At 70.6% G+C, this 13,545-nt stretch carries 11 protein-coding genes; 5 read left to right on the top strand and 6 right to left on the bottom strand.

Going from position 1 to position 13,545, the window contains the following annotated elements:
* Nucleotides 1–906, bottom strand: a 906-nt coding sequence (locus E1298_RS34155; protein ID WP_207944997.1) for a BTAD domain-containing putative transcriptional regulator, incomplete at its 3' end; no start/stop codon positions are given.
* Between the two features lie 103 nt (nucleotides 907–1,009).
* Here E1298_RS34155 and E1298_RS34150 point away from each other — a divergent pair.
* Both E1298_RS34150 and E1298_RS34145 read left to right on the top strand, forming a co-directional pair.
* On the top strand, nucleotides 1,010–1,888 hold the full coding sequence (locus E1298_RS34150; RefSeq protein ID WP_131900716.1) for an alpha/beta fold hydrolase: 879 nt from the start codon (nucleotides 1,010–1,012) through the stop codon (nucleotides 1,886–1,888).
* Nucleotides 1,889–2,141: 253 nt separating this feature from the next.
* Complete coding sequence (locus E1298_RS34145; RefSeq protein ID WP_131900714.1) at nucleotides 2,142–3,602, top strand: alpha/beta hydrolase; 1,461 nt, start codon at nucleotides 2,142–2,144, stop codon at nucleotides 3,600–3,602.
* 20 nt (nucleotides 3,603–3,622) lie between these two features.
* On the opposite strand, the gene E1298_RS34140 is transcribed toward E1298_RS34145, so the two are convergent.
* Entirely contained in the window at nucleotides 3,623–4,963 is a 1,341-nt protein-coding gene (locus E1298_RS34140) for an MFS transporter (protein ID WP_243725976.1), read from the bottom strand.
* A complete protein-coding gene (locus E1298_RS34135; protein WP_131900712.1) occupies nucleotides 4,960–5,439 on the bottom strand; it encodes a GNAT family N-acetyltransferase in 480 nt (159 codons plus the stop codon). The genes E1298_RS34140 and E1298_RS34135 overlap by 4 nt, the downstream gene beginning before the upstream one ends.
* Before the next feature lie 26 nt (nucleotides 5,440–5,465).
* Between E1298_RS34135 and E1298_RS34130 the strand changes: the two genes are divergently transcribed.
* Nucleotides 5,466–5,999: a CGNR zinc finger domain-containing protein gene (locus E1298_RS34130; RefSeq protein WP_131900710.1), complete on the top strand. Its 534-nt coding sequence runs from the start codon at nucleotides 5,466–5,468 to the stop codon at nucleotides 5,997–5,999.
* A 49-nt stretch (nucleotides 6,000–6,048) separates the two neighbouring features.
* Here E1298_RS34130 and E1298_RS34125 read toward each other — a convergent pair whose 3' ends face one another.
* On the bottom strand, nucleotides 6,049–6,951 hold the full coding sequence (locus E1298_RS34125) for an alpha/beta fold hydrolase (RefSeq protein WP_131900708.1): 903 nt from the start codon (nucleotides 6,949–6,951) through the stop codon (nucleotides 6,049–6,051).
* A 251-nt stretch (nucleotides 6,952–7,202) separates the two neighbouring features.
* Here E1298_RS34125 and E1298_RS34120 point away from each other — a divergent pair, with 251 nt between their 5' ends.
* Both E1298_RS34120 and E1298_RS34115 read left to right on the top strand, forming a co-directional pair.
* Nucleotides 7,203–8,594: an aspartate aminotransferase family protein gene (locus tag E1298_RS34120; protein WP_131900706.1), complete on the top strand. Its 1,392-nt coding sequence runs from the start codon at nucleotides 7,203–7,205 to the stop codon at nucleotides 8,592–8,594.
* 191 nt (nucleotides 8,595–8,785) lie between these two features.
* On the top strand, nucleotides 8,786–10,804 hold the full coding sequence (locus E1298_RS34115; protein ID WP_131900704.1) for a glycosyltransferase family protein: 2,019 nt from the start codon (nucleotides 8,786–8,788) through the stop codon (nucleotides 10,802–10,804).
* Between the two features lie 188 nt (nucleotides 10,805–10,992).
* Here E1298_RS34115 and E1298_RS34105 read toward each other — a convergent pair whose 3' ends face one another.
* Both E1298_RS34105 and E1298_RS34100 read right to left on the bottom strand, forming a co-directional pair.
* A complete protein-coding gene (locus E1298_RS34105; protein ID WP_131900702.1) occupies nucleotides 10,993–12,537 on the bottom strand; it encodes a long-chain-fatty-acid--CoA ligase in 1,545 nt (514 codons plus the stop codon).
* Between the two features lie 313 nt (nucleotides 12,538–12,850).
* Nucleotides 12,851–13,492, bottom strand: coding sequence for a lytic polysaccharide monooxygenase auxiliary activity family 9 protein (locus E1298_RS34100; protein ID WP_131900700.1), 642 nt, complete (start codon nucleotides 13,490–13,492; stop codon nucleotides 12,851–12,853).
* Nucleotides 13,493–13,545: the final 53 nt, after the last annotated feature.

Raw genomic sequence — 13,545 nt, 5'->3', positions numbered from 1 at the left:
CTCCACCCCTGGCCGACGCCCAGGCTCGGATTCCGGCTCCGACTTGGCCCTTGGCTCCGGCTGGGGTTTGGAACCTGATTGGGGGTGAGGCCACGGCTGGGGGTTGGATCTCGGTGTTGGTACGGGTTGGGGTGTGGGGTTGGTGGGAGCGTCCAGGGTTGGGTTTTGGGTGAGGATGTTCGTTTCCAAGCGGCGCAGTTCTGGGCTTGGGTCTAGGCCGAGCTGTTCGACCAGCATGGCTTTGGCTCGGTTGAGGACGGCTAGGGCGTCTCTTTGGCGGCCCGTGCGGTACAGGGCTAGTGCCAGGAGGCGCCAGGCGGCCTCGCGCCAGGGATGTTCGCTCGCGTGGGCGTCCAAGTCGGGGACGGCCTCGGCGGCTTGTCCCAAGGCGAGACGTGCCTCGGCCCGGCGTTCGGTGGCGTGCAGGCGCAGCTCGACCAGGCGGGAGCGCTCCGCGCGGGCCCAGTGCTCGTCGGCGAAATCGGCGTAGGCGGGCCCGCGCCACCATCCGAGCGCCTCCTCCAGGGCTGCCAGTGCGTCTTCGGGCGGTGATTTCGCGGCGGCGGCCACGGTCCGTTCGAAGCGCCAGGCGTCGACTGAGTCGGGTTCGGCGTGCAGCGCGTATCCCGGGCCCTCGGTGACCAGCAGCCGGGGAGGAGTGCGCGGCGGCCGCTCGGGCTCCGTCGCGCGGCGCAACGCCCCCACGAAGGTGCGGATGGCGCTCACCGCGCCCTGGGGAGGGTCGTCCCACAGATCGTCGACCAGGCGGCCGACCGGGACGACGCGGCGGCGCGCGACGATCAGCCGGGCCAGCACGGCGCGGTGCCGCGGTCCCTTCAGGTCGATGGCGCCCCCGGCGGCGTCCCAGGCCGTCACCGGCCCCAGCACTCCGAACACGACCCGCACCCCTTCACCCCCTGTCACCTCTGATCACGTTAGCGCGCTGACCGGATGCTCATCCGCGTTCGGCAATCTGTGGATAACCGCTCACCGAGGAAAGGGTGAAACCATGACAATCTCCATCACCGACTTCGATTACCAGCGCGTTCCCGTCGCCGACGGCGTGTCCCTGAACGTGGCCGTCGGCGGGTCGGGCAGCCCGATCGTCCTGCTGCACGGCTTCCCGCAGACCCATCTGATGTGGCGGCACGTCGCCGCCGACCTGGCGGCCGACCACACCGTGATCTGTCCCGACCTGCGCGGCTACGGCGACAGCGACAAGCCCGCTGAGGCCGACGCCGGCACTTACTCCAAGCGCACCATGGCCGCCGACATCGTCGCCTTGGCGCGCGCGCTGGGACACGAGCGGTTCGCGCTGGCCGGGCACGACCGCGGCGCTCTGGTCGCCTTCCGGGCCGCGCTCGACCACCCTAAGGTGGTCACCCACCTGGCCTCCCTCGACGTGCTGCCGACCCTGGAGATGTGGGACGCGATGCACGGCACCAGCGCCGCCGTCGGATTCCACCTCTACCTGATGGCCCAGCCCCCAGGCCTGCCCGAGCAAATGATCGCCGCCAGCGCGGACGCGTTCTTCGGCCACTTCCTCGACGTCTGGACCAACGACCCGGGGGCCATCCCCGCCGAGGTCCGCGCCGCGTACCTGGATGCCTGCCGAGCGGCCGTGCCGTCGATCGTCGCCGACTACCGCGCGTCCGCGGGCATCGACGTCGACCACGACCAGGCCGACCGTGACGCGGGCAACCGGCTGCGGATGCCGGTCACCGTGCTCCAGCAGGACTGGGGCGCCGCTCTCGGCTTCGACGCACGCGCCCTCTGGAGCGCCTGGGCACCGGACCTGCACCACTCCACCGTCACCTGCGGCCACTTCATGGCCGAGGAGGCCCCCGCGGATATCGCCAAGGCCCTCCGCGACCTGCTCACCCGATGACGATGCGCGTCCCGTCCCTCGCCGTGATCGGGGGCGTCGGGCCAGTGGCGCGCGCAGGACAGAACGTCTTCGGCGACGGGCATCTCCCGGCCGTCACCGCGGTGACGGCCGGGACCCGTCCCGGCGTGGAGAGGGGAGTATCGCGCAACCGGGCGTGTGAACCGGGTCCCCGGACGTAGCCGGACCTCGGACGTAGCCGGACCTCGGACGTAGCGGGGCGCCTGGACCAGTTCCGCACTCTCAGGGAGGGCTGATGCGCTGGATCGCCAGGATTTCGCTGCTGCTGTTAGGACTTCTCCCGTCGGGCCTGGTCTCCGTCCCAGAGGTTCAGGCTTCCACGGTCGAGGGGATCGATTGGAAGCCGTGCCCTGACGACGAGACCGTCGAATGCGGCAAGGTATCGGTCCCGATCGACTGGGCGCGTCCTTCGGGCGCCAAGGTCGACATCGTGGTGGCCCGGGTGCGGGCCGGCGATCCGAAGGACCGGATCGGTTCGCTGTTCCTCCTGCCCGGCGGTCCGGGTGGTTCGGGCGGTTCCGGCGTGAACTACGTGGTGTTCTTCGCTCGTGACTTCCTCGCGCCCGAGATCCTCCGGCGGTTCGATATCGTCGGATTCGACGCCCGTGGAGTCCGCCGCAGCCACCCGGTGCTGTGCCCCACCGACGACAACCCGCCCTCGGAGTACCCGCGTGGCCCGGAGACGTACCGGCGCTTGGTGGCGTATCACCAGAGGCTGGCCGAGGGGTGCCGGCGGCTCACCGGCACGCTGTTCGACCACGTCGACACCCTCAGCGTCGTCCGGGACACCGATGCGATCCGCGGCGCGCTCGGCCAGCGGCAGATCTCCCTGCAGGGGGAGTCCTACGGGACGCTGCTCGGTCAGCAGTACGCCGAGGAGTATCCGCGGCGCGTCCGCGCACTGTCGCTCGACAGCAACATGGACCACAGCATCACCAGCACGCGCGGCTACCTGATCCCTACCTCCGAGGCGCTGGAACAGGCATACAGCCAGTTCGCCGCTTGGTGCGCGACGAGCCCGCGCTGTGCGCTGCGCGGCCAGGACCCGCTCAAGGTCCTGGACGAGCTGATGGCCAAGGCCGACCGGGGAGAGTTGAACGACCCGGACAAGCCCGGCTCCAAGCTCGCGCCCGAAGACCTGTCCGAGACGATCCGCCGGGCGTTGTACAGCACGCGCGACTGGGTGAGTCTGGCCACGTATCTCAGCAAGCTCCGCACCGGAACCCCGTCACGGCCATGGGCCAGGAGCGAGGAGAGGCCCTACGAGGCGGTCCTCTGCTCCGACTTCAGTTTCCCGGTCCGCGACTTCGAGCAGTTGGACGGCCACATGGCCGCGTCTCGGCGGGCGGCACCACATACTCGGGTCAACCCTCTGGCATGGACTGATATCACCAAATGTCAGGGCTTTCTGCCTCGGCCCCGCAACCCCCAACGCCCGTACCGGATCCAGGGCACCCCACCGATTCTGGTGACCAACAGCAGGTACGACGTCGCGACCCCGTATCCGTGGGCGGTCAGCGTGGCACGGCAGATCCCCGGTGCGGTGCTGCTCACCTACGACGGCGTCGGCCACTCGGTCTACACGTATGAGCCATGCACCACCGCGGCGATCGACCGGTATCTGCTGACGCTGGAGACCCCGCTGCCCGGTACCCACTGCCCGGCCATGCCCCTGCCTTCCACCGGCGGCCGTTGAGGCCCGGCAAGAGGTTCCCGTCATGGCCCTGGTGACCGCTGCGGGCGTCCGATGGGGCCGGGGTGATGCCGACGTTCTGTGCGGGCCGTGACCGTCAGGGCAACGGCGGTCATCGCGGTGAGCAGGCCCCAGGCCGGTACGAAGCTGTGGGTCAGATCCTTGACCAGGCCGAGGACGGACGGCGCCAGGATGACGGCGATCTGGGTGACGGCCATGGCCAGGCCGAGGGTCGAACCCGTCTTGCCCGGTGGCGCCGACTCGGCCACATAGGCGACCCACGGGCCGTACCAGCCGATCCCGAAGAAGCCGAGCCAGATGAACAGCGCGCAGGCTGCCGCAGGGGAATGTCCTACGGGTGTCATCAGCGCCGTCATCCCTACGATCACGGCGGCCATGCAGGCCATGACCGAGGGGTAGCGTCCAGACCTGCCGCGGTCGCTCCAAGCCGCCAGGCAGACGCGGCCGGCAACGCCCGCCCCCTGGGTCGCCACGTAGACGAGGGCCGTCGTCCCGGCCCCGAGAGAGGTCGTCTCGTGGAGGTACAGCACGGTCAGGACGCCGACGCCGCTGTGCACCGAGACCAGGCACGTCCCGGACAGCAGGATCTTCACCATGGACGGTTCGCGGAGCATCCGCAGCCGGGCGCCGAGCCGCGATCCGGGCGAGGCGGACGGCTCCGTGGCCTGAGGAGCGCTTTGGACGGGCGGCTGTCGGTACAGGCACATGAAGGCGCTCGCCCCCAGGAACGCGACGAGCCCGCCGACCACGAGCGTCGCGCGCCAGCCGAGAGCGGCGGCGATGAAGGGCAGCACGGCCGCGGCGAGTACCCCGCCCAGCGGAACCCCCGCCTGACGTATGCCCATCGCCAGTCCGCGCTGGGACGTGTCGAACCAGGTCGCCACCGACTTACTGCCACCGGGCTGAACGGTGCTGTACCCCGCACCGACGATCAGAAGGACGAGAAGCAGGGCCACGTAGCCCGGTGCCAGGCTTCCCACAGTCAGGCTTGCGGCGACCACACAGGCGCCAATCCCGACGACCCAGCGTTCGTTGTAGCGGTCCAGTAGTTCCCCGGCCACCAGTAGACCGACCAAGGGGACCAGCTGGGACGCCGAGAGCAGCAGTCCCAACTGGGCCGTGCTCACGTCCAGGTCACGTTGCAGGTGCACGCCCATCGCCCCGATGCCCTGCACGAAGAAGCCGGAGGCGGCCTGGACGAAGGTGGCGATGCCGAGGATTACCCACCGGTATCGCCACGCGCGGTGCGGGGGACCGCTCAGGATCGTCCGGATCCCCGTTTCGGACGGAACGCCCCCAGGGCCCAAACGGTGGGCCGCCCGGTCCGGCTCAACGCTCGTCACGGACGCCAGCACAGCGAGGGATCGGGATGGTCGAAGAAGCCGAGTTCCCGGTAGAGGGGTTCGCCCTCGCGGGAGGCGTACAGGTCCACCCGGACGGCCTCACGTTCTCGGAACCAGTCCAGCAGGCCCTGCATGATGGCGCGGCTGTGGCCGCGCCGCCGGTACGCCGGATCGGTGACCACGCCGATCACGTGCCCGATGCGGCCGTTCCTTGAGTGCGGTCCGGGAAACCACTGCTCGATGGTGCCGATGCCGCAGGCGGCGAGGCCGTTGGCGCCGTCGATGACGAGGATCTGCGCGTCGTCCGTCGTCAGCTTGTCCTTCAGCACCCTGCCAAGGGCGTCCCGCCAGTCGTCGCCTGCCGACGAGGGGTTGAAGAAATCGCCGCCGAGGTCCTCGAACAGCAGCGCGCGCAGGCGCACGAGCTCCGCGACGTCGCCCTCCACCGCCTGCCGTACATCGGTGTGGTGTGTCATGCCGACCAGGCTGGTGTAATAGGCTTATGCACCTCAACCCTTACGGCCGGGACGCCGTCAACCTGGCCGCCGACCTGGCCAACCGGCGCCCAGCGAGCGCCGAGGAGCTCGCAGACCGCTGCCGCGCCGCCGGTCTGGTCCTGGAGCACCCGGTCACGTCGCGGGACCTGGAGCGCGCTCTCAGCGCGCTGGAGGCGTGGGAGGAGATCGTCGACGCCGGCGACGAGCATGAGCGCGCCGAACTGCTCAACCGGATGCTGGCCGCGGCCGCCGCCTACCCGCGGCTGACCGACCACGCCGGGGAGGGCTGGCATCTGCACTACCGCGACGACCGGCAGCCGCTCGGCTCCGTGCTGTTCGCCCTGATCGCCGTCGGTACCGCGCTGCACCTGGTGGGACGGGGCATGCACCGGCTCCGGCGGTGCGCCGTGACCGAGTGCACCACAATCTTCGCCGACACCACCCGCACCGGACGGCAGCGCTACTGCTCCCACCGGTGCGCCAACCGCGACGCGGTCCGACGGCACCGAGCACGCTCCGCGCAACCGATCGCGCCGTAAGAGCCCTGCGGTGACGCGGTTTCCGGCGACGCGGCCTAGATAGCCCGCGCTAGTCCGCCAGCCAGTCGACGACGCGGCGGTTGACCTCGTCCGGACGGTCGATCTGGAGGAAATGGCCCGCGCCGGGGACGAGTCCGGCACGGGACCCCGGCGGCAGGGCTGCGAGTACGCCGCTCAGGTCGTCGCCAGGCGCGATGACGTCCACACCGAGGCAGCCGTCCTCGGCGCCGTGCAGGTAGAGGACGGGCCGTTCGCCCATGGCGTCACAGGCCCGCTGCTCGGCGGCGTAGCGCTCGACGTGGCGGGACGGGTCGAACATGGCGCGGTAGTAGCCGATCGCCGCCGCCATGTTCGCGGGCGTGGACAGGCAGGACATGACGTGGTCGACGTCCTCGGCGGAACCGCCGGAGTCTCCGGCGCCCGCAGGCGACCAGTCGCGCCACAGGCCCTCGATGAACGCGCGGTTCAGGGCGGCCTCGGCCACCGGGGTCTGGAAGACGAACATGTAAAACGAGCGCTTTAGTTGCTCGTAGTCGAAGAATGTGGTGCCCATCACGGATATCGGCGGGACGGCCATCGTGACGACCTTGCGCCAGCGCTCCGGAGCGAAGGCCGCGGCGCCGTAGGTGGCGAACGCGCCCCAGTCGTGCCCGATGAGGACCGCGTCCGGGCCGCCGCCGAGCGCCTCGTGCAACGCGACGGCATCGGCGGCGAGCGCACCGGCCTGGTACGCGCCGTCCTCGGGGATCGAGGTCGGCGCGTAGCCGCGCATGAACGGCGCCACGGCGCGGTACCCGGCGGCGGCCAGTTCGGGCATGAGGCGCCGCCAGGTATGCGCCGAGTCAGGGAAGCCGTGCAGGCACAGGGCCAGGGGCCCGTCCCCGGGACCCGCCGTCAGGTACCCGAACTCCAGCCCGTTCGCCTCGACCGATCCCGTCGTGATGTCGCCCATTCGCGGGTTCGCCTCCTCGCCTCGCGGGCGACGCTACCCCGCCGCGCTGGTCCCGTCCCCGCGCGCGCCCCGATGGTCCCCGCGCGCCCCCGCGCGGTTCCCGAACGGCCGGACGAACGTGCGCCGCTCACATGATCCTGCGGATATCGGTGCCAGAGATCGTATTTACACCGGATTCCGTGCTGACTTAGCATCGATGCAACTGGATCGCTCGCATTCCGTGCGCGTCCTGAGGTCGACAAGGAAGTGTGATGACGGAGCCGGACGGAACCCACCAGCAGAACGACTCACTCCAGCGGGCGGCCCGCGACCACCTGTGGATGCACTTCGCGCGCCACGCGCCGTCCCAGGGCGGCGGCCCGATCCCGATGATCGTCCGAGGTGAGGGCCCGTACGTCTACGACGCGGACGGTCGGCGCTACCTGGACGGGCTGTCCGGACTGTTCACCGTCCAGGCGGGCCACGGCCGCGAGGAGCTCGCGCAGGCCGCCGCCAAGCAGGCCGCCGAGCTGGCCTTCTTCCCGCTGTGGTCGTACGCGCACCCGAAGGCCGCCGAGCTCGCCGAGCGTCTGGCCGGCCTCGCGCCGGACGGCCTCGACCGGGTGTTCTTCACCTCCGGTGGCGGCGAGGCCGTCGAGAGTGCCTGGAAGCTCGCCAAGCACTACTTCAAGCTGACCGGCAAGCCCACCAAGCACAAGGTGATCAGCCGCGCCGTGGCCTACCACGGCACCCCGCACGGCGCGCTGTCGATCACCGGCCTGCCGGAGCTGAAGGCCCCGTACGAGCCGCTGGTGCCGAGCGGGTTCCGCGTCCCGAACACCAACATCTACCGGGCCGCCGAGTACCGCGACGATCCCGAGGCGTTCGGACGCTGGGCCGCCGACCGCATCGAGGAGGCCATCGAGTTCGAGGGTCCGGACACCGTCGCGGCCGTCTACCTGGAGCCGGTGCAGAACGCGGGCGGTTGCTTCCCGCCGCCGCCGGGCTACTTCCAGCGCGTCCGCGAGATCTGCGACCGGCACGACGTCCTGCTGGTGTCGGACGAGGTGATCTGCGCGTTCGGACGGCTCGGGACGATGTTCGGCGCGCAGAAGTTCGGCTACACACCCGACATCATCACCTTCGCCAAGGGAGTGACCTCGGGATACTCGCCGCTCGGCGGCATGCTCGTCGCCGACCGCCTGTTCGAGCCGTTCCGGCACGGGACGGCCATGTTCGCGCACGGCTACACCTTCGGCGGCCACCCGGTGTCGGCGGCCGTGGCGCTGGCGAACCTCGACCTGTTCGAGCGGGAGGACCTGACCGGCCACGTCCTGCGCAACCAGGACGCGTTCCGCGCGACCCTGGACGGGCTCCGCGACCTGCCGATCGTCGGGGACGTCCGCGGCGACGGCTTCTTCTACGGCATCGAGCTGGTGAAGGACCAGCACGCCCGTGAGACGTTCGACGGCGAGGAGTCGGAGCGGCTGTTGCGCGGCTTCCTCGACAGGGCCCTGTTCGAAGCGGGCCTGTATTGCCGTGCCGACGACCGCGGCGACCCCGTCGTCCAGCTGGCACCGCCGCTCATCTGCGACCAGAGCCATTTCGACGAGATCGAGCAGATTCTCCGTTCGGTCCTGAGCGAGGCATGGAGCCGCATCTAGCCCGTCCCCAGAACGCCGGTTCAAGGCGTGCTGAAAGACCGGCGGACGGGACGGCGACGTTCGGGTGAACGTTGCGTGGCAAGGCGTCGAGATCGGCGGGACGGCTGTATGGGCGCGTCTAGCGTGAGCGAAAGTGGCCTGCCGCTCAGCGGACAGGAGCCTGCCGCCCGCCTCATGCCCCGGGAGTTCCCGTGCCGGAGACCGACCCGACGACCGCCGAGCTCACTGGTCTGCGGGAACGGGGTGACCGGCTGGCCGCCGACAACGCGGCGGTCCGGCTGCGGCTCGCCGAGCTGGAGCGCGAGCGCGGCGACCGCGACGACCAGATCGAGCGGCTGGTCGCCTCGCTGGACGAGGCCGCCCACCGCATCGGCGCGCTGGACCGCGACCGCGCGGTGCAGGCGCACCGGGCGGAGCTGGCGGAGTGGCGCCACAACGCGCTCCGGCTGCGGCGCTGGTCGCGGCTGGGCCCGGCGCTGGCAGCGTTCCGCCGCCGTCCGCTGGCGCCTGCCTCGTTTCGCCGTCTCCGGGACGCTCTGCGCGCGCGCCCGCTTCCGCCTGAGCCCGCCGAAGAGCCCACCAAGACCCGCCGTCCGGACGTCCGGGTCGCTGACATCGACCCGATGGCGACGGACGCGGCGACGCCGCCTTCCCCGGACGGTCCCATCAACCGGCCCGACCTTGTCGCGGCCGTCGTGCTGAGCCCCGTCCTTGAGGCCGCCCTGCGCTACGAGTGGACGCAGCTGAGCGGTCTCATGCCGGAAGACTGGCGGGAGGTGCTGGAGGCCCGTCGCCCCGGGTTGCTGCTGGTGGAGTCCGTCCAGACCGCCCTGCCCGTCGCGGAGATGGCCACCTGGTGCCGCGAGCACGGCATCCCGACCGCGTACTGGGACACCGGCGCGGGCCTCGGCGACGCCGCGTCGTCCTTCGACCACGTCTTCACGGTGGACGCGGCGGCCGTCGAGGACTACCGGCAGCGGCTCGGGCACGACCGCGTCCAGCATCTGCCGTTCGCCGCCCAGCCGCGTCTGCACAACCCGATCCGTGTCCAGAACCAGGGCCGGTACCCGCTGCTGTACGAGGGGGAGTACGACGAGGCGGCGGAACCGCTGATCGCCCCCGCGCCGCGCCTCGGCGCCCACTTCGCCGCGACCGGGTTCCCCCATCTGTACCGGCAGCGGGTCATCCCACCACGCCCGTACGAGCAGGCCGTAGTCGCCCGCAAGCGCTACCAGGTGGTCATCGCCCCAGGGCCGCGCCTGGCATTCGAGGCCGCCGCCGCCGGAGTCCCGGTCGTCCACCACCGGGCGGACGCCGATCCCGCGTTCGGCCCCACCGTGGAGGACGGCAAGGACGCGTCACGGGTCCTGCGCGCGCTCCTGAACGGATCGGAGCTGCGCGACCGGCAGGCCCACCTCGCGTTGCGTCGCGTCTACGCCGAGCACACCTACCGGCATCGGATCGACACCGTCACCGAACACCTCGGGATCGGTCCCGCGCGCGCTCCGCAGGAGAACCGGCCGACCGTGTCGCTACTGCTGTCCACCTGCCGAGCCGAGCAGATCGGCCCCGCGATCGAGATGGCGGCACGGCAGGAGTGGCGCCCCTTGCAGCTCGTCATGGTCCTGCACAAGCTCGACCTCGATCCCGTGGACATCCAGAAGCTCGCCATGGACGCGGGGATCGACGACGTAGCGGTCCTCGCGGCCGACTCGTCGGTAACCCTCGGCGGCTGCCTGAACCTCGCCATCGACGCCGCCGACGGCGACTACATCGGCAAGATGGACGACGACGAGATCTACGGGCCGCACTACCTGTCCGACCTGCTGCCCGCCTTCTCCTACACCGAGGCCGGTGTCGTCGGGAAGCTTGCCCACTACGCGCACCTTGGCTCGATCAACGCGACCCTCCTGCGCTACCCCGAGCACGAGCACCGGTACGTGGACATCCTGCGCGGCGGCGCGCTCCTCGGCAAGGGCGACCTGATGCGGTCCTACCGGTTCGCGGACGTGGGCCGGGGCGAGGACACGGACCTGTTCCGGCGGCTCCGCTCCGACGGCGTGCGGGTGTACGCCGCCGACCGGTTCTCGTTCATCACCATCCGGCACGCGGACGCGGCGCGCCACACCTGGCGGCCGAGCGACCTGGAACTCCTCGCCGACAGCCGGCTCGCCTTCTACGGCCTCACCGACGAGCACATCCTCTTCTAGCCGGTGTTCCGCTATTCGGTGTTCCGCGCACTGCGGCATCCTCCTCGCGCCCGAACGCGACCAGAAGGTCGTCCTCTCCACCGCGGCGCCGGGCACGCCGTCCCACGAGGCCCTGAAGCCGCTGCAAGTCGTCGGCACCCAGGACCTCAGCCCGCGCTGAGGCCGAGGCCCTGGGACGCGCCGGCGGGTCAGCGGAGCTCGCGCTTGAGGATCTTCCCCGTGGCGGTCATCGGCAGCTCCTCCCGGAACTCCACGATCCGCGGGTACTTGTAGCCGGCGAACTGCTCCCTGCCCCAGGCGACCAGCTCGTCCTCGGTGACCGTGGCGTCCGGCGTCCGGATCACGTACGCCTTGACCTCTTCACCGTGGCTCGGGTGCGCGACCCCCACCACCGCGGCCAGCGACACCTGCGGGTGGGTCATCAGGACCTCTTCCAGCTCCCGCGGGTACACGTTGTAGCCGCCCCGGATGATCATGTCCTTGGCGCGGTCGATGATGAAGTAGTAGCCGTCCTCGTCGCGGCGCGCCACGTCCCCGGTGCGGAACCAGCCGTCCCGCGTCGCCTCGGCGGTCGCCTCCGGCCGGTTGTAGTAGCCCTTCATGATGTTGTGCCCGCGGACGGCGATCTCGCCGGGACCCTCGCCCTCGATCTCCTTCCAGTCGTCGTCGATGAGCTTCATCTCGACGCCCCAGATGGGCAGGCCGATCGAGCCGGCCTTGGTCGGACGGTCGGGCCGGTTGAAGGAGGCCACCGGCGAGGTCTCCGACAGGCCGTAGCCCTCCAGGACGTTCACGCCGAACTTGTCCTGGAAGCCCTTGATGACCTCCATGGGCAGCGCCGCGCCGCCCGACACCGCGACCCGCAGGTTGTCGCGAATCGTCTCGACGTCCCCGGGAGAGGTGTCGTCGGTCAGCAGCGCCCAGTACATGGTCGGGACGCCGGCGAAGATGTTCACCTTCTCCTTCACCATCAGCTCGACGGCCTGCCGGGCGTCGAACCTCGGCTGCATGACGAGCGTCGCGCGCCGGAAGAAGCCGACGTTCATCACGCACGACTGCCCGAAGATGTGGAACAGCGGCAGCGTCACCAGCGACGTGTCGTGCAGCGTCCGGTGGAAGAGCGTGTCGTCCACCATCGCGTTCATCAGCAGGTTGCCGTGCGTGAGCTCGGCGCCCTTCGGCCGGCCGGTCGTCCCGCTCGTGTAGATGATCACGGCGGTGTCGGTCGCCGCGGTCCGCTCGGTGTCGAACGTGCCCGGCAGGCCCCCCAGCGCCGCCCAGAACAGCTCCGCGCCCTCGATCGGGGACTCGGTGGCCGCCAGGCTCGCCGGCAGCAGGAAGAAGTGCTCGCAGCCCTCGGCCTGCTGGAACCCGGCGTGGCCCATCTCGCCCAGCGGCAGCTCCGGCGTCCCCTCGAAGCAGAACAGCGCCTTCGCGTCCGAGTCGGCCAGGTGGTAGGCGATCTCCCGCGGCTTCAGCAGCACGTTCAGCGGGACGACCACCGCGCCCGCCTTGAGGATCCCGAAGTAGACCATCGGGAAGTACGGCAGGTTCGGCGACGACAGCGCCACCTTGTCGCCCGGCCCGATGCCCCGTGACCGCAGCAGGTTCGCGACCTGGTTCGCGACCGAGTCGATGAAGGAGTACGACAGCCGGATGTCACCGAACACGACGGAGTCGCGGTCGGGCGTCTCGCGGGCCGCGTCCTCCAGCAGCACGGACAGATTGAGCATGGCACTCCTCGCGGGGGGTGGGACCAACCGGTTGTTACCGGCGAGTCTCTGAATCGTGCCACGTGGGAGCGGTCGGCGCATGCCCGGCGGTATGCAGAAGGATCACGCCGGACGGGGGAGGACCGCCCGGGCCGGACGGAAGCGACCGGGGGAGCGGAGGGGAGCGACCGGGGAGCGGAGGGAAGACCCGGGGGACCGGACGGGAACGCCCCGGCCCGGACGGTGAAGACCGCGGGGACCGGATGGGAGCGCGGTCCCATCCGGTCCCCGGGTGCGGGCGGAGAGCGACGGTGCCCGCGGGAGGTGGGTCTAATCAGCCGAAGTCCACATCCGAGCACTGGTAGAAGGCGTTACCGGTGTCGGCGATGTCCCATACGGCCACGATCATGTGGCGCCCGTGCCGGGTGGGCACGGTGCCGGAGTGGGAGACGGAGTTGGGCGGCTGCTTGTTGCCGAAGTCCACGCGCAGGAAGGGCGTGAGGTCGAGCGCCGCGCGAGTGAGCGGCTTGGTCGTGTTCCAGCCGTCCTTGGTGATGAAGTACCGGAACGACGTGGTGGAGTGCGCGGCGGTGAGCGTCCAGGCGAAGGTGTAAGACTGGCCGCTGGTGAGCCGCGTCGCAGGCCACTGGCCGTTGCGCTGGTCGTCCAACGGCGCCCAGCGGCTGTCGCCGGCGGCGCAGATCCGGCCGTCACCCGGTCCGGACTGCGGGAAGCCCTTCCGGCCTTCGACGCTCTGCGGTTCCCACTGGACGTCGCCGCAGTCCTTCACCACGCCCTGTTTGCAGAAGAGGGCGCGGCTGACGGGGGCGTTGGCGTAGCCGTGGGAGAAGGCCGGAGTGGCGACCGTCACGGTCAGTCCGGCCGAGGCGGCGACGGCGAGCGCCAGGGTCCTCTTGCGCGGCGCCCGGAACCGCAGCGGACGGATCTTCTCGGCGAGGCGGGGTTGGCTTGGCATACGCGATCCTCCTAGCGGGGGGCCGGCGGGGGTGACCTGGATCGGAAGTCGGT

Source organism: Actinomadura rubrisoli, from assembly GCF_004349215.1.
GTDB lineage: Bacteria > Actinomycetota > Actinomycetes > Streptosporangiales > Streptosporangiaceae > Spirillospora > Spirillospora rubrisoli.
The sequence above is the reverse complement of the archived record's forward strand: the minus strand, read 5'-3'. Positions and strand labels throughout refer to the sequence as shown.

Bases quoted from the DNA above. Each gene is read 5' to 3' on its own strand.
- E1298_RS34150 (WP_131900716.1), top strand. From the start codon at position 1,010: ATGACAATCTCCATCACCGACTTCGATTACCAGCGCGTTCCCGTCGCC.
- E1298_RS34145 (WP_131900714.1), top strand. From the start codon at position 2,142: ATGCGCTGGATCGCCAGGATTTCGCTGCTGCTGTTAGGACTTCTCCCG.
- E1298_RS34135 (WP_131900712.1), bottom strand. From the start codon at position 5,439: ATGACACACCACACCGATGTACGGCAGGCGGTGGAGGGCGACGTCGCG.
- E1298_RS34130 (WP_131900710.1), top strand. From the start codon at position 5,466: ATGCACCTCAACCCTTACGGCCGGGACGCCGTCAACCTGGCCGCCGAC.
- E1298_RS34125 (WP_131900708.1), bottom strand. From the start codon at position 6,951: ATGGGCGACATCACGACGGGATCGGTCGAGGCGAACGGGCTGGAGTTC.
- E1298_RS34120 (WP_131900706.1), top strand. From the start codon at position 7,203: ATGACGGAGCCGGACGGAACCCACCAGCAGAACGACTCACTCCAGCGG.
- E1298_RS34105 (WP_131900702.1), bottom strand. From the start codon at position 12,537: ATGCTCAATCTGTCCGTGCTGCTGGAGGACGCGGCCCGCGAGACGCCC.
- E1298_RS34100 (WP_131900700.1), bottom strand. From the start codon at position 13,492: ATGCCAAGCCAACCCCGCCTCGCCGAGAAGATCCGTCCGCTGCGGTTC.